The 22,103-nt window shown below is 65.9% G+C and carries 25 protein-coding genes, 1 tRNA gene and 1 pseudogene; 15 read left to right on the plus strand and 12 right to left on the minus strand.

What is annotated here, in order from left to right; translation table 11 throughout:
• Positions 1-164 precede the first annotated feature (164 nt).
• Complete coding sequence (locus AC0Z36_RS15380; RefSeq protein ID WP_485463432.1) at positions 165-1,070, minus strand: rhomboid family intramembrane serine protease; 906 nt, start codon at positions 1,068-1,070, stop codon at positions 165-167.
• Positions 1,071-1,148: 78 nt separating this feature from the next.
• Positions 1,149-1,679, minus strand: coding sequence for a peptidylprolyl isomerase (locus tag AC0Z36_RS15385; RefSeq protein WP_485463433.1), 531 nt, complete (start codon positions 1,677-1,679; stop codon positions 1,149-1,151).
• 352 nt (positions 1,680-2,031) lie between these two features.
• Here AC0Z36_RS15385 and AC0Z36_RS15390 point away from each other — a divergent pair, with 352 nt between their 5' ends.
• Entirely contained in the window at positions 2,032-2,913 is an 882-nt protein-coding gene (locus tag AC0Z36_RS15390; protein WP_485463434.1) for a DUF5324 family protein, read from the plus strand.
• 150 nt (positions 2,914-3,063) lie between these two features.
• Here AC0Z36_RS15390 and AC0Z36_RS15395 read toward each other — a convergent pair whose 3' ends face one another.
• Positions 3,064-3,222 (minus strand): hypothetical protein, encoded by a 159-nt coding sequence (locus tag AC0Z36_RS15395; protein ID WP_485463435.1) that lies wholly within the window; start codon positions 3,220-3,222, stop codon positions 3,064-3,066.
• Positions 3,223-3,565: 343 nt separating this feature from the next.
• Here AC0Z36_RS15395 and AC0Z36_RS15400 point away from each other — a divergent pair, with 343 nt between their 5' ends.
• A complete protein-coding gene (locus AC0Z36_RS15400; RefSeq protein ID WP_485463436.1) occupies positions 3,566-4,255 on the plus strand; it encodes a hypothetical protein in 690 nt (229 codons plus the stop codon).
• 84 nt (positions 4,256-4,339) lie between these two features.
• Here AC0Z36_RS15400 and AC0Z36_RS15405 read toward each other — a convergent pair whose 3' ends face one another.
• Both AC0Z36_RS15405 and AC0Z36_RS15410 read right to left on the minus strand, forming a co-directional pair.
• Positions 4,340-6,880: an InlB B-repeat-containing protein gene (locus tag AC0Z36_RS15405; protein WP_485463437.1), complete on the minus strand. Its 2,541-nt coding sequence runs from the start codon at positions 6,878-6,880 to the stop codon at positions 4,340-4,342.
• 524 nt (positions 6,881-7,404) lie between these two features.
• Positions 7,405-8,574, minus strand: coding sequence for an IS4 family transposase (locus tag AC0Z36_RS15410; RefSeq protein WP_485463438.1), 1,170 nt, complete (start codon positions 8,572-8,574; stop codon positions 7,405-7,407).
• Positions 8,575-9,045: 471 nt separating this feature from the next.
• Between AC0Z36_RS15410 and AC0Z36_RS15415 the strand changes: the two genes are divergently transcribed.
• From AC0Z36_RS15415 to AC0Z36_RS15430, 4 genes and pseudogenes are all read left to right on the plus strand, one after another.
• Entirely contained in the window at positions 9,046-9,630 is a 585-nt protein-coding gene (locus tag AC0Z36_RS15415; protein ID WP_485463439.1) for a hypothetical protein, read from the plus strand.
• Positions 9,631-9,642: 12 nt separating this feature from the next.
• A pseudogene (locus AC0Z36_RS15420) lies at positions 9,643-9,933 on the plus strand (amidase domain-containing protein); the annotation flags it as partial.
• 79 nt (positions 9,934-10,012) lie between these two features.
• Complete coding sequence (locus AC0Z36_RS15425; protein WP_485463440.1) at positions 10,013-10,582, plus strand: hypothetical protein; 570 nt, start codon at positions 10,013-10,015, stop codon at positions 10,580-10,582.
• 186 nt (positions 10,583-10,768) lie between these two features.
• Positions 10,769-11,989 (plus strand): IS66 family transposase, encoded by a 1,221-nt coding sequence (locus tag AC0Z36_RS15430; RefSeq protein ID WP_485463441.1) that lies wholly within the window; start codon positions 10,769-10,771, stop codon positions 11,987-11,989.
• A 411-nt stretch (positions 11,990-12,400) separates the two neighbouring features.
• Here the strand turns inward: AC0Z36_RS15430 and AC0Z36_RS15435 are convergent, their stop codons facing one another.
• From AC0Z36_RS15435 to AC0Z36_RS15460, 6 genes are all read right to left on the minus strand, one after another.
• On the minus strand, positions 12,401-12,916 hold the full coding sequence (locus AC0Z36_RS15435) for a P-loop NTPase family protein (protein WP_485463442.1): 516 nt from the start codon (positions 12,914-12,916) through the stop codon (positions 12,401-12,403).
• A gap of 48 nt (positions 12,917-12,964) precedes the next feature.
• Entirely contained in the window at positions 12,965-13,117 is a 153-nt protein-coding gene (locus AC0Z36_RS15440) for a hypothetical protein (RefSeq protein WP_485463443.1), read from the minus strand.
• 192 nt (positions 13,118-13,309) lie between these two features.
• The gene (locus tag AC0Z36_RS15445) at positions 13,310-13,468 is read right to left on the minus strand and encodes a hypothetical protein (RefSeq protein ID WP_485463444.1); all 159 of its coding nucleotides are present in this window, start codon (positions 13,466-13,468) and stop codon (positions 13,310-13,312) included.
• 14 nt (positions 13,469-13,482) lie between these two features.
• Positions 13,483-13,947, minus strand: a complete 465-nt coding sequence (locus tag AC0Z36_RS15450; RefSeq protein WP_485463445.1) for a hypothetical protein — start codon at positions 13,945-13,947, stop codon at positions 13,483-13,485.
• A gap of 477 nt (positions 13,948-14,424) precedes the next feature.
• A tRNA-Ala gene (locus AC0Z36_RS15455) sits at positions 14,425-14,497 on the minus strand.
• 133 nt (positions 14,498-14,630) lie between these two features.
• Positions 14,631-14,768: a DLW-39 family protein gene (locus AC0Z36_RS15460; protein WP_485463446.1), complete on the minus strand. Its 138-nt coding sequence runs from the start codon at positions 14,766-14,768 to the stop codon at positions 14,631-14,633.
• A 1,289-nt stretch (positions 14,769-16,057) separates the two neighbouring features.
• Between AC0Z36_RS15460 and AC0Z36_RS15465 the strand changes: the two genes are divergently transcribed.
• A complete protein-coding gene (locus tag AC0Z36_RS15465) occupies positions 16,058-16,906 on the plus strand; it encodes a nuclease-related domain-containing protein (protein ID WP_485463447.1) in 849 nt (282 codons plus the stop codon).
• A gap of 76 nt (positions 16,907-16,982) precedes the next feature.
• Positions 16,983-18,011 (plus strand): GntR family transcriptional regulator, encoded by a 1,029-nt coding sequence (locus AC0Z36_RS15470; RefSeq protein ID WP_485463474.1) that lies wholly within the window; start codon positions 16,983-16,985, stop codon positions 18,009-18,011.
• Here the strand turns inward: AC0Z36_RS15470 and AC0Z36_RS15475 are convergent.
• Positions 17,997-19,124 carry an NsdA family TPR-like regulatory protein gene (locus AC0Z36_RS15475; RefSeq protein ID WP_485463448.1) on the minus strand — a complete coding sequence of 376 codons (1,128 nt, stop codon included), beginning with the start codon at positions 19,122-19,124 and terminating at the stop codon, positions 17,997-17,999. The genes AC0Z36_RS15470 and AC0Z36_RS15475 overlap by 15 nt on opposite strands.
• Positions 19,125-19,379: 255 nt before the next feature.
• Here AC0Z36_RS15475 and AC0Z36_RS15480 point away from each other — a divergent pair, with 255 nt between their 5' ends.
• From AC0Z36_RS15480 to AC0Z36_RS15510, 7 genes are all read left to right on the plus strand, one after another.
• Positions 19,380-19,748 (plus strand): SCO3933 family regulatory protein, encoded by a 369-nt coding sequence (locus tag AC0Z36_RS15480; RefSeq protein WP_485463449.1) that lies wholly within the window; start codon positions 19,380-19,382, stop codon positions 19,746-19,748.
• Positions 19,745-19,957: a hypothetical protein gene (locus tag AC0Z36_RS15485; protein WP_485463450.1), complete on the plus strand. Its 213-nt coding sequence runs from the start codon at positions 19,745-19,747 to the stop codon at positions 19,955-19,957. The genes AC0Z36_RS15480 and AC0Z36_RS15485 overlap by 4 nt, the downstream gene beginning before the upstream one ends.
• On the plus strand, positions 19,954-20,445 hold the full coding sequence (locus tag AC0Z36_RS15490) for a hypothetical protein (RefSeq protein ID WP_485463451.1): 492 nt from the start codon (positions 19,954-19,956) through the stop codon (positions 20,443-20,445). The genes AC0Z36_RS15485 and AC0Z36_RS15490 overlap by 4 nt, the downstream gene beginning before the upstream one ends.
• Positions 20,436-21,332: an AAA family ATPase gene (locus AC0Z36_RS15495; RefSeq protein WP_485463452.1), complete on the plus strand. Its 897-nt coding sequence runs from the start codon at positions 20,436-20,438 to the stop codon at positions 21,330-21,332. Before AC0Z36_RS15490 ends, AC0Z36_RS15495 begins: the two co-directional genes overlap by 10 nt.
• 93 nt (positions 21,333-21,425) lie before the next feature.
• Positions 21,426-21,701 carry a hypothetical protein gene (locus AC0Z36_RS15500; RefSeq protein ID WP_485463453.1) on the plus strand — a complete coding sequence of 92 codons (276 nt, stop codon included), beginning with the start codon at positions 21,426-21,428 and terminating at the stop codon, positions 21,699-21,701.
• On the plus strand, positions 21,695-21,892 hold the full coding sequence (locus AC0Z36_RS15505) for a hypothetical protein (protein WP_485463454.1): 198 nt from the start codon (positions 21,695-21,697) through the stop codon (positions 21,890-21,892). The genes AC0Z36_RS15500 and AC0Z36_RS15505 overlap by 7 nt, the downstream gene beginning before the upstream one ends.
• Before the next feature lie 15 nt (positions 21,893-21,907).
• Entirely contained in the window at positions 21,908-22,102 is a 195-nt protein-coding gene (locus AC0Z36_RS15510; protein ID WP_485463455.1) for a hypothetical protein, read from the plus strand.
• Position 22,103: the final 1 nt, after the last annotated feature.

The raw sequence follows: 22,103 nt of genomic DNA on the forward strand, positions 1-22,103 counted from the left end.
CTTAGCCCTCTGACCTGCACCGGACTGACTTCCGAATCATCAGCCCACATGATTGTCCACAGAGTTATCCACAGTGGGGATAACCGACCACAAGCCTGTGGACAACTTTCATAGGACTCAACGACCGAGGACCCCGCGGGGTCACGGTCGGGCCGCCCGCAGGCTCAGCTGAGCTGCGCCGTCCGCACGAGGACCAGAACCACCACCACCGCGAGAACCGACGCCACCGCCGCCGCCTGAACCACGTCGCGGTGCTGCTTGGGCGCGTACATCAGCCCCAGAGCGAGCAGCGTGCCTGCGACCAGGCCACCGACGTGGGCCCGCCAGTCGATGTTGCTGACCGTGAAGGTGAAGACCAGGTTCACTGCCAGGAGCGCCAACATCGGGCGCAGGTCGAACTTCTGTTTCCGTTCGAGCACGATGATCGCGCCGAACAGGCCGAAGATGGCCCCGGAGGCACCCAGCGATCCCTGGTTCGGCGCGGCGATGAAGTAGGAGAGCGCACTGCCGGCGAGGCCCGACACGAGGTACAGCGCGGTGAACCGGAGGCGACCCAGGGCGTACTCCAGCGTCGGCCCCAGCGCCCACAGCGCCCACATGTTCATCAGGATGTGGAGCGGCTGCTCATGCAGGAACATCGCGGTGAGCAGGCGGTACCACTCACCGTCCGCGACCCCGATGATCTCGCCGAGGCGGGGGCTCAGGACCGGGCCGCCCACCAGCATCAGCCGGTCGATCACGACGTCACCGACGATGTAGACCAGCGCGAAGACGCCGAAGTTGAGGCCGATGAGCACCTTGGTGACCAGGCCCACCACCGCCGGGTCCCGCGCCGTGCCACCGGCCACCGTCCGCGCCTGGCGAACCGTACGACGTCCTTCGTTTACGCAGTCGGGGCACTGGAAACCCACCGACGCACTCACCATGCACTCACTGCAGATCCGCTTGTCACAGCGCACGCAGCGGACGTTGGCCGCACGGCCCGGGTGGCGGTAGCAGACCGGCGCGGCGGCCGGTCCCCCACGGGGGTCGGCCGACGCGTCTTCTGGTCCGTTGTACGAAGTCGTCACAGGACGACCAACGGAATGATCAAGACTGTCGTTCCCGACTGCTCACCCGACCGGGTATGCGGAACACCATGAGAACTTTCAGCCCACGCGCTCGATCTCGACCGACTCGATGACCACGTCCGACTTCGGACGGTCCATCGCGCCGGTGGCAACGCCCTCGATCGCGTCGACGACCTTGCGGCTGGCCTCGTCAACGACCTCGCCGAAGATGGTGTGCTTGCGGTTGAGGTGCGGGGTGGGCTTCACCGTGATGAAGAACTGCGAGCCGTTGGTGCCAGGACCGGCGTTCGCCATCGCCAGGAGATACGGCTTGGCGAACTGCAGGTCGGGGTGGAACTCGTCAGCGAACTTGTAACCCGGGCCGCCACGCCCGGTGCCGGCCGGGTCGCCGCCCTGCAGCATGAACCCGGAGATCACCCGGTGGAAGATCGTTCCGTCGTACATCGGCGTCTTGCTCTTCTTCTCACCGTCGCGGGGGTCGACCCAGTCACGGGTGCCCTCCGCCAGCTCGACGAAGTTGGCCACCGTCTTGGGCGCGTGGTTCGGGAGCAACCGGAGCTTGATGTCGCCCTGGTTGGTCTTGAGGGTCGCGTACAGGTCCTGGGCCACAGGAAAACCTTCCGAACAGAATTCACGGTCGTCGCGGCGGCAAAAACCCGACGGCAGTGCCGCCGGCCGGATGCCACACACAAACGAGAATCCTCGCACGCACGGCGTCCAGGCACCCAGGCGACCGGACAAGCGCGTCCGCTTCGACCTTTTCGGCCGCTCCCGCCGCACAGTCAGATCATCCGGGTCAGTGGCGCATGAAGCCCGGACCCACGGGAACACATAGCGAATGTCTTCGGGTTGTCACCACACTGCCGGGCGTCGGCCCGTCACAGAGCGTGGGGCGGACACCAGCCCGACAGCACTCAAAGGCACAAGGAACAGCTCAGTACTCGCCGAGGAGGAGGTTGACGTGAGCCGCAAGGACACGGTGCGCGAAGCGACCGGCAAGACGATGACCCGCCTGGCCCCGCACGCCACGCACGCCCGTGACGTAACGGTCCACTACGCAGCTGAGACCCGCGATCGGATGGGCCCGAAACTCGAACACGCCCTGGCCCTGGCCAAGGACAAGGGTGTGGAAGCCGGGCACCGGGTCGCCCCGGTGCTGGGCACCGCACGCGACCGGGCTGTCGTGGTCACCCGCGAACGGGTGGTCCCCGCACTTGAGCAGGCCCGGGACGCGATGGCTCCCCGTGTCGAACACGCGGTCGACTCTGCCCGCCACCGCATCGACCGCGACGTCACCCCGCGGGTGCAGCACGCCGTCGAGGTGGCCCGGACCTCCACCGCTCCCGTACGCAACGAGGCCCGGCTGCGCACCGAGGCCACGATGCACGCGCTGCGCGGCGAAGTGACCGCCCAGGAGATCAACAAACTGGCCAAGAAGAAGGTACGGGTACGGCGGCGCCGCAGGTTCCTGGCAGTCACCGCCGTCCTGGGTGGAGCCGCGGCCGGCTGGCACTGGTGGCGTCGGCGCAACACCGACCCCGAGTGGCTGACCGACGAGCCCGACCTGGCGCCCGCCTTCCCGAGCCGGGTCGGCTCGACCAAGGACGCCACAGTCGAACGTGACCTGGGCATGGTCACCAAGCCCGGCACCCCCTCGGTGGAGAAGGTCGACGCAAGTGACCTCACGCAGTCCGTCCCGGTGATCGCCCCCGAAGGCGTCGTCGCCGACGAGGTCAAGACACGGAAGCCGGCCGACGAGTTCCGGTCCGGCAAGACAGCGGGCAAGACCTCGGAAGGTGATGGCACGGCTTCGAAGAAGCCCCACCCGCCGTCGGGCAAGTGAGTAGGCCGTACGGGACCTGAAGCACCGTACGGAATCTGAAGGAAAAGCAACGGAGGCCCACCCCGACGGGGTGGGCCTCCGTCGTGTTGTGCACGGTTGTGGAGCACATCAACCGACACCGCCGAGAAGGCCTACCGGTGGAAGACCGGATCAGCGGATCGTCTCCACCGGACAGGTGATGCCGGGAATGCCGGAGAACTTCGCACCTCCCGTGACCAGAACCTGCTCCGCCTCGGCCGCCAACGCATCAGCACCCTGTCCGCCATGCTCCGCGACGGCACACAAATCCCGCATGCCCGTCTGTGCCACGGCAGCCGCATGAAACCGCCAAGGACAAAACCACCTCAGAACGGTCTACTGCTTTTTGACGAACGACATAGCGGCAACCTTGTGCCAACAGGCGACTGCACAGAGAAGTCGCACCAACACCGTTATCGGGCGAGTCCCCAACCCGATGGGCGTCACTCGCACGAGTGAACCGCGAATACACCCCGGACTCACTGACGCAGTAGTCATACGCTCATCTGCTGTTTTGTAGCGCCCACTCGGCGCAACCGGACCCGTCGGGCCGAGGTGCGGGGCGGCCGCGCTCACGTTCTGCTGGAGCGGAAGGACACCTGCTGGAGGCGTCCGGACGCTTCGGAGGTACGGAATGCGGGTCGCGCGCACCCTCGCGGTCACAGTGCTGACGGGGGCCGCCCTCGGCACGTCGTCCATGGCGGTCGCCGCCGACTCACCCCTCAACGTCACACCCCGTGTGGTGGCCAACGTGGACGACGAGCGCGTCGCGGTCAACACCGCCGCGTGCGGGGAGACCGAAACCGCAGCGGCGGGCACCGTCTCGTCGGGGGGCACCTTCACCACCCGGCCGACGCGCAACAAGAAAGCCCAGACGGGAAGTTTCACCCTTCCCGCCGGAACCGCCCCCGGGACCTACACGGTGAAGGTGACGTGCACCAGCGGCGATACCGCCACCGGCACCGTGCGGGTGGTCGCCTCGGTCGCGGCCGCCCCACCGGCGAACCCGGTCAAGCCGGCTGAGCCCGTGAAGCCCGCCGAGCCCGGGCAGCCCACCAAAACCACGCCGCAGACGCCCGGTAGTCCGGGTGAACCCGCGGGTAAACCGGGCCACGGCGTCCCCCCGGGCGCCAAGCCGGACAAGCCCGGTACGGCGCCACACAAGACCAAGGGCCAGCATCCGCGCAACGGCGTCCGCGCCGGTGGCGGCGGGGCCGCAGAGTCGGACCGCCTACTGCTTCTCGCGGCCGGCTCGACGCTCATGGGCCTTGCGGCGGTCGCGCAGATCACCATCGCCCGCAGACGCCGTGGCGACCGGGCCTGACAAAGAGTGCGGGCCGGTGGGGTGTCCGCGGCATGTGCCGCGGACACCCCACCGGCCCGTCAAGATCCGGCCCCCGGGTGCCGGCTAGCCGACCTTGGTCTCGCCGGTCGCGGGGTCGAAGACGACCGTGCCCTTCTGGAACCGCTGCACCAGCCTGGTCCCGTCCCTCGGGGACTCATCGTCCAATGGGAACCCGAGTTCGCCCCGCTCCGCACCCGTCTCGTTCCACTTGCGCAGGATGCCACGGCGCACCGGGTGCGCACCCGTACTCGGACTCCAGGCGACGATGCCGCCCTTGAACCGCTGGGTGAAGCCGTGGTCCATGGTGCCCTTGGCATCCTCCACGGGGTAGCCCAGCGGCCCGGACTCGGAGTCGGTCAGCTCCCACGCGTCACTGATAGCGCCGGTCACCGGGTGTGCGCCCGTCTCCGGGCTGTAGTAGACCGAACCGCCCTCGAAGAACTGGTAGCTGCCCTTGCCGTCCGCCGTGGGCTTCTGCGCCCCGGTCGGGCACAGCAGCACGCTCTGGTCGGCGCCGTGGGAGCGCCAGGTGTCACCGATGGGCCCGGTGGAGGCAATGGCGCACGCCGTCTCGTAGCGGGCGACCAGTGCGTGGCTGGCGGTCATCCGCACGGTGAGCGGACTCGCCATGCCGACGTCCTTGCCGTCCAGCGTCCAGCCCTTGAACTTGTAGCCGGGCTTGGGCTTCTGGGACACCACGACGCCCTGGCCTGCGGCGTGCGGTCCGGCCTCGGAGGGGGTGACGGTGCCGTGACCGTCCTGCGCGGTCACGCTGAGCGCGAACCGCTCGGGCGCGAACCTGGCCACCAAGGCGTGGTCCACGCCGACGGTCAGCTCCAGACGCGGCAAGGTGCTCAGGGCGCGGCCCTTGTCCTCCCAGCGGACGAAGTCGAAGCCGGGGCGGGGGGTCGCGGTCGCCACGACCCTGGTGCCCTCGCGGAAACTGGTCCCGGCCGGGACGACCTCGACGTCGCCGCCGCTGGCGGGATCGGCCGTCGCGGTGACGGTGACGTTGACCGGCGGCGCGACCTCGAAGCGGGCCGTGGCCGTACGGTTCTTGGCCATCGTCAGCTGCAGCGGGTTGGTCTTCCCCGCGTCGACGCCGTCCACGGTCCAGCCCGCGAGGCGGTAGCCGGAGGCGGGTTGCGCGGTGACGGTGACCTTGGTGCCCGCGTCCTGCTCACCGGGAGCGCTCCGGTCGACGGTGCCGCCCGCGGCCGGTTCGCCCGCCGTGGCCAGGGAGTAGCGGACCGGCGGCGCGGCCGCGATGCGGTACTTGGCTACCTCAGGCGCGGTCAGCTTCAGCACGCGCGTGGTGTCGGCGGGCTTGGGCTGGCCCAGGCGGACGCCCATGGCCTCGCCGTTGTAGGTGCGGTCCGGAGAGGAGTACTGCATGAGCTTGGCGCAGTTGTTGCAGGCCGACCCGTAGGCCATGATGTCGTGCCACTTCTTGGACGGCGGGACGTAGCCGCGGTTGTCCGGGAAATCGTTGTTGTTGTTCGCGGGCGCGTCCGGCTCGGTGACGTAGTCGTGGGTCAGACCCAGGTTGTGGCCGATCTCGTGGGCCAGGGTGCCGTCCAGGAAAATCAGCGCGTTGAAACCCTCAGACGCGTGGGACGTGACCGACGCCTGCGGGTTGTCGACGTAGTTGCCCACACCGGCGGAGAAGGTAACGCCCTGCGGCGGGTCGAACTGGGTGACCACGTGCGCGAGGTCGGCCTTCTTCTCCTCACGCAGGGCACGCAGTGGGGCCATCTCCGCGTCGTTCCTGTCGTTCAGTTTGCCCGCGATGTCTTTGATCGCGTCCGACGACTTCCACCCGGTCAACTCCAGGGTGGCAACCAGGTTGACCTGGACCGGCACCCCACTGTCCCGGTACGCCTTGTTGCCGGCGTTCACAGCGGCGGAAAGCCGGGTCTCCACATTGGCCTTGGAACCTAGCTTGGCGACGACGGCGGGGGTGTAGCCCAGAACCAGGTCGATGGTGCTCGCCGCGGGATTGTCGGCGGCCGCCCGGGGAGCGTCAGGTGTGTCGGGGAGTGCGGGGCGGGACGTCCGCGGCAGCGCCGCGGAATCGCCGTCACCGGGCTGCTCGTCCGCCTCGGCCTCGGGCATCCCGCCGGACTCCAGTTCCTCGACCAGCGAGGTGGTCGCGCTCACCGGGGTCAGGCGATACCACAGCTCGCCCAGCTGGATCAGGCCCGCGAGCGACTTCCCGCCGCCACCGCAAGCCCCGGTGACCGCGAAACTGACCGCCGTGTCCTCGACGTCGGTCACACTGCCCGACCACTCCAGGACGCCGATCCCGTTGACGCGCACCACCTCGGCGGTCGCCGACACCGTCACGTCGTCGAACAGTTTGACCTCGCGTACGTCCGCGGCACCGTCCGCCGGTGTGCACAGTGCGGCGAACGAGCCCGGGTCCACCGTGATGGTCCGGCTGCGCAGGACGCCGGTGCCGTCGGCGTCGTCCCCGTCGGCCGCGCGCTGGAGACCGTGGCCCCACTGCCGGGATACCCCGTCGGCGCCCTGTGCCGTCGCGACGGGGGCCATGGCGGCCGCCGCGAGAGTCCCGGCCGCCAAGATACTGATCGAACGTCTCACCGTCGTCCTTCCCAAAATTCAGCTGCAGCGTTGGACGTGCCGGCGAATTCAGACGACCATCGCCGACATTTTTGTCGTCCAGGTGGAATACGCCACAGTTTCACCAGCGGGAATCCGATTCAGTGCGGGGCGCGCCTATTGAATCCGAACGCCACGAATTGCCACACCTTCAGCCCGATAGTCTTCTTGTAGGAACAACATGCGTGGCCGCACCTCCGGTCAGGCCGATGCCGCACCTCTGGTCAGGCCGATGCCGGGCCTACGCCGGGCCGGAATCCCGAACCTGATTTCGGGTGGTCGAGCCTTCCCCTGCCCCAATGGCCATGAGTTAGAGATGTTCAGGTGTCAGTGAATGAAGCGCGATGGTGCGGGTGACGCGCCGGGTGCCGGGATCGGTCGGACCACGGGTCCGGTAACTCAGCGAGGGACGTTTGGTGACGCGGGGCGCGGCGCGTGGCGGCCGGTCGCGGATGAGCGTCCCGGGTAGGTCGGCTATCAGGAACTGAAGGGCGCGGGCCAGGAGCTCAGGGGGAAAAAGCCGCCCCGACGGACCGTTTGACGGCATCCAGGACGGGCGGGAAGCTGATCTTGGCGGGGTCGACACCCGCGATGACAGCGGCTTTCACGATCAGCGTCCGCAGCGCCTGGTAGACGCACAACAACGCCCACAACTCCTGGCGCACCCCTTCGGGTTTCCCCGACCGCAACACCCCGCCGGGGGTCCGCAGGTCAACCTTGACCAGTTTGAACAGGACCTCCACCCGCCACCGTTCGGCATAGACGCGGGCCAGTTCCAAAGCGGGGGCGGCCTCCGGGTCCAGCAACGTGGTGACCAGACAGAACACCTCACCGACGCCGTCGTCGTCGTCGTCGGCCACGCTGTACTCGACCACCCGTACCGTGGCCCGCTCCGACCGCCTGTCACCACACAGTTCGGACAGGTACGTGCCGTCCGCCAGACGTTCTTTGACCGGCAAGGCAAAGGTAGACGACACCCGCCACAGCAGATCCGCACCGGTCGCCGCGGCGGCGATGTACAGCGCATAGGACGGGAACCCCCGGTCAGCCAGCAGGAGTTGACCGGGTTTGAGGCGGTCCAGCAGTCGGGTCAGCAGAGCGCGTTCACCCACCCCGGTGGAGTCGAACACCGCGCCGGCCAGGGCCAGGGTGCCGCATTCGGCCAGCACCACCATCCTGGCCTGAGGACGGGACCCACCAGCCGGGGTGTCGAACGCGGCCCGGTTGTCCGGACTCGACGGCAGGTCGAACACCGCGCCGTCCACCGCCATCAACCGCAGGCCGCGCCAAAAGGCGTCCGGCTGCCGCACCGGGTCGGCGACCGGGGCGGCGACCTCGTCGAAGAGGTTCCGCAACGGCGCCTCACCCAGGCGGTAGCGGGCCAGGGAGATCGCCCCGTCACTGGGCACCCGATAGCCGTCCCAGCCGCCCCGCGACCACCGCAACCCCTCCAGCAGGCCCCGCAGGGTGCGGACATAGCCCACACCAGGGGACAACCACAACGACAAGGTCAGATACACCATCAGCCGAGCCGGCAACGACCGGACACGCCACTCCCGGGCACCAGCCTCATCGATCGCGGCCGCCACCATCTCCTCGGAGAACACCGTGGCCAACAGGCCGATCGACACGTCATCCGCCAGCCGCCCCGCAGCCGCAGCTTCATCTAGCTTCACCCGAAGATCATCACACGAAAGACTTTAACTCATGATCATTGCTCCCTGGCCACCTTCCGTCGGACCGTCCTACGCGGTGCGTTCACCGGCCTCACCTGGCTCCCACCCGCGGCTCGCGCTCCCGCCTGACCGCCACCGCCGCGTCCAACCGTTGACCACCGGTCACCAGCCGTCACCCCACGCCCGAAACCGTCACACGGCGTGAACCAGCTGAATGTTTGCATCGAATCATCTCCAAAAGAGGAATAATTGCCTCCAGTTTACGAACTCTATTGCTACATCGCTTACCTCCAGTTACTGTCAAAAAGCGATCATACCGACAAGGTATCCGGCATGCAGGAAGAAAGAGAGCAAGTGCGAAAAGCAAAATCGATTTCCGTCCTTTGCACTATGGCACTAGGGGTGGCCCTCCTGGGATCCACCCCCGTAGAAGCCGCGTCGGCCGCCCCCAGCGCAGCTGAACTTCAGGACATGACTGACGCCGTAAAGCAGCTAATTACAGAACGAACCGATGCACTTGTTGATGGTGCAGACCAGAAGATGGCAGCAAAGGTTCTTCCGAACTCCAAAATCAAAGCCGCCTCTGGGGTCGCAAAAAACGATCAGCAGACTCGCACCAAGCTCAGCGAACGCAAACAACGACTGAATTCGGGCGGCGAGGCCTACACAAGCTCGAACGTTCAAGTATCGGTCGAAAAGACCACCAAGTCCGGCCGAAGCGTGACTCTCGACCTGACCGAGACGACCTCACTGGTCTACAAGAAAATACGTGGCGACGAGCCGCACGATACGGCCTTCCAGGCCAGGCATGTCGTAAAATTCAACCAAACTTCGAACGGCCGTTGGCAGCTTTCCGAGAACAAGTCGCTGGATGATGGCGGCGGCACCATCAACCAGATCACGCCCCGCACCCTTCCACCGGTTTCCGCAGTCGGGGCGGAGCGTAGTGCCGATGTTCCCGAATCGTCGGGGACGAGGCTGGCCGTACCGCAGAACGACAAGGCGATCATTTCCGGCCGGTCGATGTCGGGGCTGAACTACGACGCCATGGGATGATATGCGTACACTTACGCACTGGATTACAACCAGTGGTACCGCTCGTGGTCAAATGACTGCACAAACTTTATCAGCCAGGCCCTCCGTTACGGAGGATGGACCGATGCGTACGACGGATACAACCCATACGGTTCGGACAACTGGTGGTACAGCCAGAGCAGCCAAACCTCCTCGTGGATCAACGTGGGCTCCTGGTTCAACTTCACCGCGTACACGGGCAGGGCTTACACACTCAGCAACGTCTGGTATATGGGCAAAGACGACGTGCTCCAGATAGACTTTAACAACGACGGAGTGAAAGACCATTCGGCAATGTTTAAATTACCGGTCGGCCGATTCCCCGTATCTTTCGTACCACACGAACAACACTCGCGACATCTCCATGCAAGCGTTCCTCGACCGCACCTCTGGTTCTTCGTTCTGGGCCTGGCGGACCTGGTATATGACCTACTCTCGCTCAAAGCCGCAGTGGGGCGCCTTTCTCGGCACCCCACTTCGGGCATGCGCAATGCTGTCGGCTGCAATTTTCGCAGTCCTGATTTTCTCAGCCGGATGCAGTGGAGAATCCAATGAAAGTCAAGATGCGTCACTGAGAAAATACCTCAGGGATTACGTGACTCTCTTGAATTCAAAGAATACAAGCAAACTAAATACCCATCTTGGTCCGACAGTCAAGGAGGGTGACGCCCAAAAACGTATCGACAAATACGGCGGGCAAGATTGGAAGGATGTCTCATTCACTTGGCGGAGCGATTTTCCTGATTTCTGGCTAGTCACGTTCAACGGGACTCGCGGAGACACTGGAGAGCAGCTCAATGTTCGTGAAATGATGCATCTCGAGAATGGCGAATGGAAGATGTCTTCTATTTCTAACGCCCCTCTCGAATCGACTCCATCAGGTCCCAAATTTGCCGCAACTGGGATTCCCGAGAGTCACTCCTCAAATAAATGAGTGAAGTCGGGCTACAGGTTGCCCCGTAACCAGGGAGCCGTCGAAGAATAACTCCTAGGTTTTCCGGGACTTCGAAGTTAACCGGGCAACGCCTCCCGTCGGGACCGTCTGGTTGTAGCGCAACGTGATTGCGTAACTACTCATGTGGTGGTGTGACCTGCGCATGATCAGCTCGTTGGACTGACCGTGAGCCTGTCGAAGCGTCGTCCGTCGTACGACGACCTCGTACGCCTGATCGTCGACCAGGCCGACACCATCGAACGGCTGGAACGCAGGATCGCCGAGCAGGACATCGAGATCGCCGAGCTGAAACGCCTTCTGGCAGCCGACAGTTCGAACTCCTCCAAGCCGCCGTCCTCCGACAATCCCTACCGCAAACCCCCACCCCGATCCCAACGCGGGACCACAACCCGCCGCCCCGGCGCACAACCCGGACACCCCGGCGCGAACCTGGCCCAGGTCGCCGACCCCGACACCGTGGTCGAACACCGGCCCGCCGTGTGCGGCGGCTACGACACCACCCTGGACTTCGACACGGCCAAGGCGACCGGCTTCACCCGGTCGCAGGTCTTCGACCTGCCCGAACCCCGCCTGGTCGTCACCGAACACCGGATGCTCAAACTCCGCTGCCCGTGCGGGCACACCACCACCGCACCGGCACCCCACGGCGCGGGAGCACCCGCGCAATACGGGCCCGGACTCCACGCCCCGGCCGTCTACCAGCAGGTCCAGCAGCACACCCCCTGCGCCCGGACCGCTGCCCAGGCCGCCGACCTCCACGGCGCCACCCTGTCCGAAGGCTTCACGGGCACCTGCTTCAAACGGGCCGCCGGACTTCTGGAACCGTTCGCCGAACGGACCGTCACCCTGCTCCGGGACGCGGACGTGGCGCATTTCATGGGGCATCCCCTGCTCGAAGAGCTCGGGGAAGAATCCGGGATCCAGGTCGCCGCCGCACTCCACTGGGCGCATGTCGCCTGCACCGACCGGCTGACCTGGTACACCGCACACCCCAAACGCGGCCGGGAGGCGATGGGAGCGGCCGGGGTCCTGCCCCTGTTCGCCGGCACCCTCGTCTGCGACGCCTGGTCCTCCTACGACATCTACGGAACCGCCCGCGCGTTGTGCAACGCCCACATCCTCCGCGACCTGGACGGCGTCCACACCGCGGACCCGGGCGAGCAGGCGTGGGCGAAGGCCGCCGCCGACGCCCTGACCGCGGGCAACAAGGCCGCGCACGCCGCCCGGGACGCCGGCCGCACGACCTTGACGGATGAAGAACTCGCCGCGCTGGAAGAAGACTTCGACCAGGCGGTGTCCTGCGGACGCTCCGCCAATCAGATAGCTGACGACGGAGGCCGTCTCAACGGGGCCGTCCGGCAGCGCGTCGCTGAGCCGGACGGCTAGGGCGTCAGAGTCTTTGGCCACGCAGGGAGGCAGGGAGTACTTGGGCGAGGTGGCCAGGTAGGCGGCGGTGTGGGCGAGGTCGCGGAACCGGAACCGGTGTGTCTCGTGGTGCACGTGGTGGACGTGCAGGACCCGGGCGGCAATGTCCCGCATGTTGGCGCTGTGGAACGCCTCGTATAGTCCGACCTGCTGCTGCGCGCCCGGGTCGAGCCCGGCAGCGGCGACCAGCCAGTCCAGGGAGACGTAGCTGTCCGCGGACTTGGTGACCAGGATGACCGTGGACCCGGGCCTCAGGCAGCGGGCCACCTCACGAAGAACGTCTTCGGGGTAGAGGGGGCCAGCGACGAGCCGGGTGTCGAGGAACGGGGAGCGGTCAGCCACGGCCGCGCCCCCGGGCCCGGCTGCTGCCGTTTAGGCGGGCTGCTCGTCTTGGAACCGGGCCAGGAGCACGCGGGCCCGGCGGCGGCTGGTGACGATATGGGCTGTTGCCCCGGTCGCATGCTCGCTGATCAGCCGCCGGACCCGTGGGGCCATCGAGGTGCGGTAACCCCAGATGTAGCGCAGGAAGGACCAGGTGATCCGGTCGTAGACGCCCGTGCTGTCGTCCTGCCCGCCTCCGTGCCGCAGACGGCGCTGGGCGACGCCCCACAGGCAGGTGGTGGCCGGAAGGTCGAGGAAGATCACCGTGTCGGCGCGGGACAGCCGGATGGGCAGCGTGCTGGCGTAGTTCCCCTCGATGACCCACTTCGGGGCGGAGGTCAGTTCCTCTTGGACCGCGACGAACTTCTCCGGCGGCAGCGGGTTCCACCCGTCGTCGTAGTACACGGCGTCCAGGTGGGCCACCGGCGCGCCGATCAGCGCGCCGAGTTGCTTCGACAGGTAGGTCTTGCCGCTGCCGCCGCAGCCGATGAGGGCGATCTTCTTCATGCAGGCCGAGGCTACCGATCCGGGGGACGGTGGGCGTGTATTTGTCCATCATCCACTCTTCCGGAGCGATCCGAGCACCGCATTGACGGCGGTGACCTGGGTGGAGAGGCGGAACGGGCCGAGTTTGCGCAGGCACGACTCCAGGAGCCGTGTCGTCCCGGCGGTGGTCAGCGACATCAGCGCACGGGTGATGTCCTCCACGGCGGCCCCGTCCTGGGCAAGCAGGTCGCCGGGGACTACCAGCGGGGCACCCCGGTAGTGGGCCGGAATGATCGGCGCGCACCCGGACAGGACAGCTTCGAAGATCCGCTGGGTGAACTGTCCGGTGGCGACGTACCGGTCCGGTGCCAGCAGAATCGTCGCGTGGGACTGGCGGTGCAGTGCCAGACCTTCTTAGAAGGACACCCGGCCGGTGAACCGGACGTGCGGCCAGCGGCCGGTGTCCGTCCATTTTCCCGCGACCCGGTGGTCCAGACGGCGGGCGGCGGGGGCGAAGAACGCGCCGAACGCCGCGTCCCGTCCGTACTGGTTCCCCACGTACACCAGCGGCAACTTCCGTTCCCCGGTCAGGGGTGCGGGGTCGGCGGCGGGCCGACCGTCGACTTCCCCTCTTCGTCCTTCTTCCACGCCCGTTGGACCCGGACAGCGGGCCGTCCGTTCCGCCGGCGGAGATCCCGGGGCTGGAGCACGGTGGCCTCACCCCAGCGAAACCCGGTTTCGGCTATGAGCTTGCCGACGTCCTTGGCGTCGTCGGCAAGGCACTCATAGATCCAGGCCCACTCCTCGCGCTCAAGGAAGACCATCCCATCTTCATCTTCCGCGCCGTCCAGCCGTGGCAGGCGGGTCCCCGCGCACCGGTTGGCAGCGCGGAGTGGCGGCTCCGCGGTGACAGCGGACTGCAAGATCGCGCTCAGAAGTCCGTGTTTGTCTTTGATGGACTTCGGCTTGTATTTCGTCCGGGGCTTTCTGTTCTTCGGGTCGAGCGGTGCGAGCCGTCCGGCCTCCAGGTCATTGACCCAGTTCTTCACCATCTCGCGGGTGATGCCACTTCGCCGTCCTCGACGGTGTACGGCCCGAACCACGGCGTCAGGTTGCGGCGGATGACTGTTCGATAGTGGGCTTTGGTGTCGCCCTGGACACCTCTAAGCAAGTCGACGTACGCAAGAGCGAAGGTCTCGAACAGGGCCGCGGGCCTGCGCTGCTCAGCCACGAAGCCTTGCCCGCGTATCCAGCCAGGTGGCCATTGCTGTCCGTGACCATTGACCAGATCTTTGAAGCGCTCTGCGGGCTCCAGCCCCTCAAAAACCTGAGTGTCTTCCTTGCTGCCTCTCGATCTGCCGGACCGCTATCGGACGGTGAAACTCACCGTTCCGTCCTTGTTGTCACGCTGCTTGATCGACGCCATATGTCGACATTACGTCACCCCGGTGTGGACACGGTGTGGACGTTATAAACACAAAAATGTCCCCTGACCCGCGTTTCCGCAGGTCAGGGGACCTTTCACATTGTGGAGCCTAGGAGATTCGAACTCCTGACATCTGCCTTGCAAAGGCAGCGCTCTACCAGCTGAGCTAAGGCCCCGTGTGCGTGACTAGATTACCTGCTCTGCGGGCAACTTCGCGCATCAGTATCCGCGCCCGCGTCGATGGGCGCCCAACACGCGGAACCCCCGGCTCAACGAAGCCGGGAGCCCGCGTCGGAAGGCTGACTGGTGTCAGCGGGAAGTGGTGCCCGCGGGGACCGGGTCGGTCGCCTCGGTCCACAGGTCCTGCTCGGCCTTGTCCGCCTGGACCTGACGGTAGACCAGGACACCGGCGGCAGCTGCCAGGGCAACCAGGATCAGCTTCTTCATCAGCCTTGACCTCTCCGTCACTGCGAACTGCATGCACGGGCCGTGTGGAGCTCGTTCCGCCCGATGCTGCGGCGGGGCCCGGTTCTGCCCGGATGGCCACGACAATAACAGTTGAGGGAAGGACAGACGAAGAGCTGTCAGATGATCTGTCCGGTTGATGCCGTTGTCCGGGGACCGCAGGCGTCCGGAAATGACGAACGCCCCGGACATCACGTCCGGGGCGTCGGCAACGAGTGGGCCTAACAGGACTTGAACCTGTGGCCTCTTCCTTATCAGAACGATCATCTGGGAAGCTGGCTCTATATATAGGGCCTGCCTACTGGGCTGCGGCCTCATTGGGTGATGTTGAGATGTGCCGCTGTCTGCCAACGTTGTTGTCAGCTGGTGTTGTCAGGCGCTGCGGAGTCGGCGGAGGGACCTTTGGCCGGTGTCCTGCCCGTGTAGGGGTCGGGCATGATCGGGGGGCCATACGCTGGTTCAGCAAAGTGGGGCCGCAGGCCTCCCACCCGGTTTGGTCCCACTGGCCCCCCGGTCTTGCCCGACGTGGGCCCCTGCGCGGGGAGGTGGCTAAAGGTCCTGGAACCGACGGACCGGGGCTTGCCTGCGTACTCGGGTCGGGCCTGCTGTGGGCTTCCTGGCGTACGTTGCGGAGTGGCCGCGGGGGCCCTAGTCCCGTGTTCTTCCGGGGTCCGGGGGACCGGCGGCAGAGCGGCCCAAGTGGAGCCGCTGGGACTGCCTTGGCTTGGGTCAGAACGGCTTTTCGGGTGTGACGTAGCTGGACCGGGCGTGGTGAGTGGGCTGCTCCTGAGATGACGGAACGGCCGGCGGTTTCCGTGTCCTCAGTCGGCCTGTGTGCTCCCGCGGCCACCGGCGCCGGGCCGGGCCGTGAGCGGGACGGAGTCAGGAGCGACGGCCCGGGTCCGCGCGGCGGATGGCCGCGCGGTGAGCGCAGCGAGCCGCCTTGAAGATGTAAGGAAGCTTTGAACGGGCCATGTCTGTCTGCTCTTTGGTGCTTGCCCGGCTTGCTCGCCTTGGGGCTCCGCTTCGGTGCTGATCCGAGGGTGCCGAGTTGTCCGGGGTCTGGTTCATGGTCCGGCTGCACTTGGGCCGCTCTGCCGCCGGTCCCCCGGTCCCCGGATGGGACATCGGGCGAAGTCTCTTCCGACAGGTACGCCGGATTTGGTCACGCTTCCGGGATCGCGCTGGATGTCCCGTTGTCGCGTTGCGCTGTCTCGGTTCGGAGTGTTTTCATGGCCGGGCAGTCGCGATCGAGCCGGGGGTGATCGGGCGTGTCAGATCTGGTGGTCTCGCCGTACTACAGGGGAAAGACCCGTCGTTTGTACGTGAACATAGACACCCGTTTGGGGCCGAGTGTGGCCTACTACGACTTGATCAAATGCCTGTTGGTCATTACGGATGCGAACTACGCGCGTCGGGTGCTGGAACCGTTGGCAGCGTACTTATGCAAGCAGTTAGGGTATGAGCCGCGCCGGGCGCCTGTTGCCGTGGATCCACCGGTTTCAGGCAGCGACGATCTGAGCCGTAACCGACCCGGCGCGCAACTCCGTTTGAAGGAAGCCGAGTTGGTGCCAAGTCGGCTGCGGCGTTTCTGGTCTTGGCTGTTTGGTGCGGAAACTGAAGCCTCGACATGGCGGAAAGGCCGGCGGGGTGAAGTTGTCGTGAGCAAGCGACTGCACCAGCTCGACCGGCAGGGGTGGCACACACTCGACTCGATCCCGTTGCCGAGTGGCGCGGACATCGATCACCTGACGATCGGTCCGGCGGGCGTGTTCACGATCAACACCAAGCATTTTCCAGGGGCACGGGTGACCGTGATGGATCACGTTGGGTGGGTGAACGGAGCAAAACGCTCGTTCGTACGCAATAGCCATGGCGAAGCGAGTCGAGCCGCAAAGCGCCTGTCCGCAGCTTGCGGCTTTGAGGTCGTGGTGACGCCGGTCTTGGCGTTCGTAGGCACGGCCAAGGTGAAGATCAAGCGGGAGGGTACGGACCTGATCGTCGTAGAGAACGGTGAAGAGATTGACGGCCGCTTGGCGCGACTGCCCTGTCGTCTCGACTGGGCCACGGTCGGGCAGATCTATGCGGTAGCGGCGCGACGCAGTACGTGGCTGTCCTAGCCTCAGTTCTCGGAGGTGTGGGTATAGGCCCTTACGCTGAGATGGACGACTACAGCGGAGGATCTGGGTGCACGGCATGAAGAGCGGACACGTGGGATACAAGCAGATCGCCGATGTGATGCGGGAACGGATCGTTGATGGGCGACTTGTACCTGGTGACGCACTGCCGACCGAGTCCGTGCTTGCCGAAGAGTTTTCCGTGACGCGCGGCACCATCACTCGCGCGGTGAAGGTCTTGGCCAGTGAAGGGCTGGTGCACACGGTCAAGGGCAAGGGACGGTATGTCGCAGGCCCTTCCGGGGAACCGGTAGCGACCTCGTTGCACGAGCGGATCGCCGCAGAACTACGGCAGCGCATTACTGCGGGGAAACTCGCCCCAGGGGCATCACTTCCGTCTGAGGCAGAGCTGAGCAGCCAGTACGACACGACGAGGGATACCGTACGGAAAGCTTTTGCAGAGCTGGAGCGATCCGGCCTTGCTCGCGCTGATCAAGGAGCGAAACGCATCGTGACGCAACCTCCGACGTTCGATGATGATGGCGACCGCTCTACGGCTTGGGTCGTCCACGGTGAGCTCCCGATCTATGAGAACTACTGGGTCACCGTCACCAAAGCAGACATCCAGACGCCGGACGGAGAGCGGTTCGACCATCACAAGGTCTATCTACCGCCTGCCGCCATGACTGCGATGCTGGACGATCAGGATCGTGTGTTCATGATGTGGCGACACCGGTTCGTGTCGGACACGTGGAACTGGGAGCTTCCCGGCGGGGTAGTGGACGACGGGGAAGATCCCGCAGAGGCCGCTGTCCGTGAGGTGTTGGAAGAAACCGGATACCGGCCGACTCGACCGCTTGAACACGTGGTGAGTTTTGAACCGATGATCGGGACTGTGAGCAGTCCGCATCACGTCTATGTGGCCCGCGGTGTCGAATACGTTGCTGAGCCTACGGAGAAGAACGAGTCTCAGCGCACTGCGTGGATTCCCTTGGATGCGGTGCCCGGTCTCATCGCTAAGGGCATGGTGGCCAACTCTGGGGCTCTGGTGGCGTTGCTTCACATCCTGGCGACACGTACCAAAACTGGTACGTCACTCCGTGCGTAGCAGTTGATCGATGCGGCGGCGCTGGCGGACTGAACCCGACAGTGCCGCTAGTTCCTTGGCGCGCTGCGCGTGCACGTGGGCTTCGCTGGTCTCACCCTGCTTGAGCAGTGCAGTGGCCAAGTCGCAACGAAGACCCGCTTCCGCTCGGGTGAATCCCGGCTCCATGGCGGACAGCGCATTCGTGAGATCTGTGATCGCCTCATCCGCTCCAAGTCGGCACAGGGAATTTCCCCGCCACCGGTCGAGGTGAGACCCGGTCATGAAGAGGAACGGCAGACCGGGATCTGATGCGTCATTGGGCAGTAGCCGACCTGCCTCGTCCCACGCATGCCTGCATCCTGCGTCGTCTCCGACGACGGCGAATGCCTCGGCTTCAGCGGCGTGTAGCCATGTCTGCATGAGCGGGGGTGCTGCGGAACCCACTTGTTTGCGAGAGTGCTGGATGAGTGCCAAGGCTTCCGCCGGCTGATCGATGTCCAGTAGGACGTACGCCTGTTGGGCTGTTACGTGCGCCAGGATCGTCCGGTTCTCGGCTTCGCGCGCGGCGCTTTTGGCAATCTCGTGCAGTTCCCAAGCTTCTTTGTAAAGCCCGAGGTCGAGCGCCTGCCACCCGGCCAACGCGGCGGCTTCCGTGAGTGCTCCGGCCATGAGTTGGCGGCCGTCGCAGGACACACCGTGTTTTAGCAGACTCTGCATCTGGTCTACATGAGCGCGCGTTTGTGGAAGCTGACGGCCGGCGCCTAGGACGCGATCCATCCGCCGCAGATTGTCCGTGTGCTCCTCGAAGAGTTGGACAAGACCGATGCTTGCGCTGGTAGCGGCCAGCAACTCCCGTTTGAGGGCGAGTGCTTCGTCTCCATCGTCTTCGTCCTGCGCATCGTCAGGAAAGATGCCCAGCTCGGCCGTGGTGCAGTCGAAGACACGGCAGATCAGAGTCAGGTAGACCCCTGAGAGGGGCCGGGTTCCCGCTTCCCAACCTCGGATGTAGCGCATGAGGCTGTCGTCTGAGGCGTCGAGCGGGGAGCGTAGTTCTCGTGCGAGTTGCTTCAGCTTGAACGCGACTTGAATCTGCTTGAGACCTGCGGCCTCTCGGATCCTGGCGAACTCTGTCACGAAACCCCCTCCGGACAGGCAACGACCTTCGTCCCATTGTGACTTGTCCCTCCGTCAGCCGGAGCGGACAGTCCTCTTGCGTCCTCTGTTGTCCATGAGCATCTGCGGCGCATCCTCAGGTCAGTGGAGGGGCGCAACGCTCGTCGGGGACTTCAAAGAATCTTGCAGAACCCGTTGACGGGTTCCTCTCCTTCAATATGCTGTATGTAGCTGACTACTTACAAGTCTGCTCGCGTCGATCCTTTGGAGAACAACATGAAGAACATCCGCGTAGACCTCGCCGGGGCCATGACCATGCTGGCCACCGAACCCAAACCGAAGGTCAAGGACTTGGCGACCGGTGAGATCGCCACCGACCGGGACACCGGGGCCCCGCTGCGAACCCTGGAAATCGTGCTGATCGCCGACGGCGCGGCCGACGTCATCAAGGTCACCGTTCCCGAACCGGGCCTTCCCGCCTCGGGCTTGACCGTCGGCGCACCCCTGGCCGTGACCGGTCTGGTCGCAGTGCCGTGGGAGAACACGTTCAACGGCGTCGCCCGGCACGGCATCGCGTTCCGCGCTATCGCGGTCACCTCACTGGCTCCGGTCGCCGCGGCTCCGGTGAAGGCTGAACGGTCATGACGTCGCTGCCGCTTGCGTTCTGCAAATCTTCCCGCGACTGGGAGCACGTGCGCCGGTGTTCCGGGGAGTACGTCGACCAGACCGGGGCGCTGGTCCTGCTGGCCACCGGATCCAGGGTGAAGCCCCAAGCCCGGGACGGCGTCACGTTCCGCGCCGACGCGGTGGACCCGTCGGGGTCCGTTGCCTCCGATGTGAAGGGCTTGTCATGACGTCGCAACTGGTGGTGGTCGCCGAGATCGCCGCGTTCAGCTCCCCCGTCCTGGTCTACGCGGGTGTCCAGGTCCGCGGCTGGCTGCGGATGGACCCGGACTACAAGGCCGGCGTGCGTCTGGTGCGCCGGGCCCAGAACTCGTGGCTCAAGCTCACTGAGGGACTGGACCTGGCACACCAGGAACCCGGCGCGGAGTTCCGGTGGATGAACGACCCGCGGATGGCCCCGGGCCCGATGCCCCGGGTGTGGCTGCCCGAGTTCTGTGCCCGACCCATCGCGGGCGGCTTCACCGCCACCGTGTCGACGCTGCCCGGCGTGGGCCTCAAGGAATACCAGGCGGCGGCCGAACACCTGCGCAACGCCTGGCGCTGCGAGAGGGTCACCGTCGAGCAGGACACCCCGGGCACGGTACGGATCCGGGCAATGCTGACCGACCCGCTGGCCGTCCCGTTCACCCCGGACCGGACGGAGCGGTCATGGACGTGAGCCGGGTCCTGCTGGGCCGCGACGAGGTCCGCCAACCGCTGCACCTGCGGCTGTCCGGAGTCCCCGGGGTGACCGTGGTCGGCATGCCGGGCTTCGGCAAAACCCAGCTGATCCTGCACCTGTTCTCCGAACTGGCGGCCTGCCCCAATGTGCAGTTCGCGTTCGTGGACGGCAAGGGCGGACCGGACTACGACGACATCGCACCACGGGCGTTCGCGCACCTGGACGACGACGTCTTCGCGGCTCTGGAACTGGTGCGGCGGCTGTACGGGCTGATGCAAAAACGCCAGAAGATGCTCCGCCCGCTACTGGGCGTCAAGAACCTGTGGCACGTCGGCCCGTCGGCGCTGTGGCCGCTGGTGGTGCTGGTCATCGATGAGGCGCACAGCTTCTTCTACACCGGCAAGGGCATGTCCAAGGCGCACACCGAGGCCGCGCATGAGCTGATCCGCCTGGTGGAGCAGCTGGTCAAGAAGGGCCGCAACGTCGGCTTCCTGACCGTCCTGCTGACCCAGAAGGGCACAGGGGACGCGATCCCCACGCAGATCCGGGACGTGTGCGGCGGCAAGGTCGCGTTCGCGGTGTCCACTCCGGAAGCCGCGGACGCGGGGCTCGGCTCGGCGATCCGCCTCTACCCGGACGCGCACCCGCTGTTTCTCCAGGACCCGAAGTACATCGGCGTCGCCGTGACCGCTCTGGAGGGCCGTAAGGGCTTCACCCGGGTGCGCATCCCAACGGTCGACGAAACCGCGGTGACTGAACTCGCCTACCGGACACGACTCCTGGCCTCGGACCCGTGCGGCTTGATGGACCTCGCACAGCTCGTCCTGGGTGAGGCTCCGCACAAAGCGCCGGCGCTTTTGTCGGCTGCTGACCAAGCGGCCTGACCGCCTGTTTCCCCTGGATTTTCCCCGGTCGGCGTGACCGCCTCGCGCCGTGTCCCTACCCCGTCCATGCCTTGATCCGAAAGGAGCACCACCGTGTCGAACGGACCCACGATCGCGGAGATCGCCGCGTTGCTGGCCGACCTGCGTGACCACCGCACCTTTGGTGGCGACTGCGGCGCGCTGATCGACCGCAAAGACGACCTGATCGGACGGATCGAGGCAGCGTCGTCCAACGATCTCGGCACGCTGATCGACCACAGGAACGGCTCGGACTACGACCGTCCGGACTCGACCCAACAGACCTGTGCCCAGTGCGGGGGCCACCCCCACAACCCGGCCTTCCACGACGCGGACGACGCGCCGTGGTGACCCGCAAAGCCGATCCGGACCCCGACCCCGCTCCGGCGGTCACTGCGGACCCGGAACCCTGCCACACCTGCCACGGGAACCAGACCGTGTCCAAGCAGGTGCGCGTGGGCCGCGGTCAAAAATACGTCGGCGATCAGGACGGCTTCTGCCTCCGCTGCTGGGGCACCGGCACCGAACCCGACCCGCACTGAAAGGAACCGACCGGTATGAACACCTACCCCTACCTCGACGATGACGGCGAACTCCAGTCGCTGGGCGGCTTCCTGGCCGACCGCGCCCGGGACCTGGTCTCCGGCGACGGCATGACCACCGACTGCTTCGGCTGGATGCGCGGCGACCTGCATCCCAAGCCCGCGGCGCTGGTGTGCACGTGCCCGCTGTGCACCGACCCGGCGGCCTGAC

It is taken from the genome of Kitasatospora sp. UYEF31, assembly GCF_057291755.1.

Bases quoted from the DNA above. Each gene is read 5' to 3' on its own strand.
- AC0Z36_RS15400 (WP_485463436.1), top strand. From the start codon at position 3,566: ATGCGGGTCGCGCGCACCCTCGCGGTCACAGTGCTGACGGGGGCCGCC.
- AC0Z36_RS15415 (WP_485463439.1), top strand. From the start codon at position 9,046: ATGACTGACGCCGTAAAGCAGCTAATTACAGAACGAACCGATGCACTT.
- AC0Z36_RS15425 (WP_485463440.1), top strand. From the start codon at position 10,013: ATGCAAGCGTTCCTCGACCGCACCTCTGGTTCTTCGTTCTGGGCCTGG.
- AC0Z36_RS15435 (WP_485463442.1), bottom strand. From the start codon at position 12,916: ATGAAGAAGATCGCCCTCATCGGCTGCGGCGGCAGCGGCAAGACCTAC.
- AC0Z36_RS15450 (WP_485463445.1), bottom strand. From the start codon at position 13,947: ATGGTGAAGAACTGGGTCAATGACCTGGAGGCCGGACGGCTCGCACCG.
- AC0Z36_RS15460 (WP_485463446.1), bottom strand. From the start codon at position 14,768: ATGAAGAAGCTGATCCTGGTTGCCCTGGCAGCTGCCGCCGGTGTCCTG.
- AC0Z36_RS15470 (WP_485463474.1), top strand. From the start codon at position 16,983: ATGAAGAGCGGACACGTGGGATACAAGCAGATCGCCGATGTGATGCGG.
- AC0Z36_RS15480 (WP_485463449.1), top strand. From the start codon at position 19,380: ATGAAGAACATCCGCGTAGACCTCGCCGGGGCCATGACCATGCTGGCC.
- AC0Z36_RS15485 (WP_485463450.1), top strand. From the start codon at position 19,745: ATGACGTCGCTGCCGCTTGCGTTCTGCAAATCTTCCCGCGACTGGGAG.
- AC0Z36_RS15490 (WP_485463451.1), top strand. From the start codon at position 19,954: ATGACGTCGCAACTGGTGGTGGTCGCCGAGATCGCCGCGTTCAGCTCC.
- AC0Z36_RS15495 (WP_485463452.1), top strand. From the start codon at position 20,436: ATGGACGTGAGCCGGGTCCTGCTGGGCCGCGACGAGGTCCGCCAACCG.
- AC0Z36_RS15510 (WP_485463455.1), top strand. From the start codon at position 21,908: ATGAACACCTACCCCTACCTCGACGATGACGGCGAACTCCAGTCGCTG.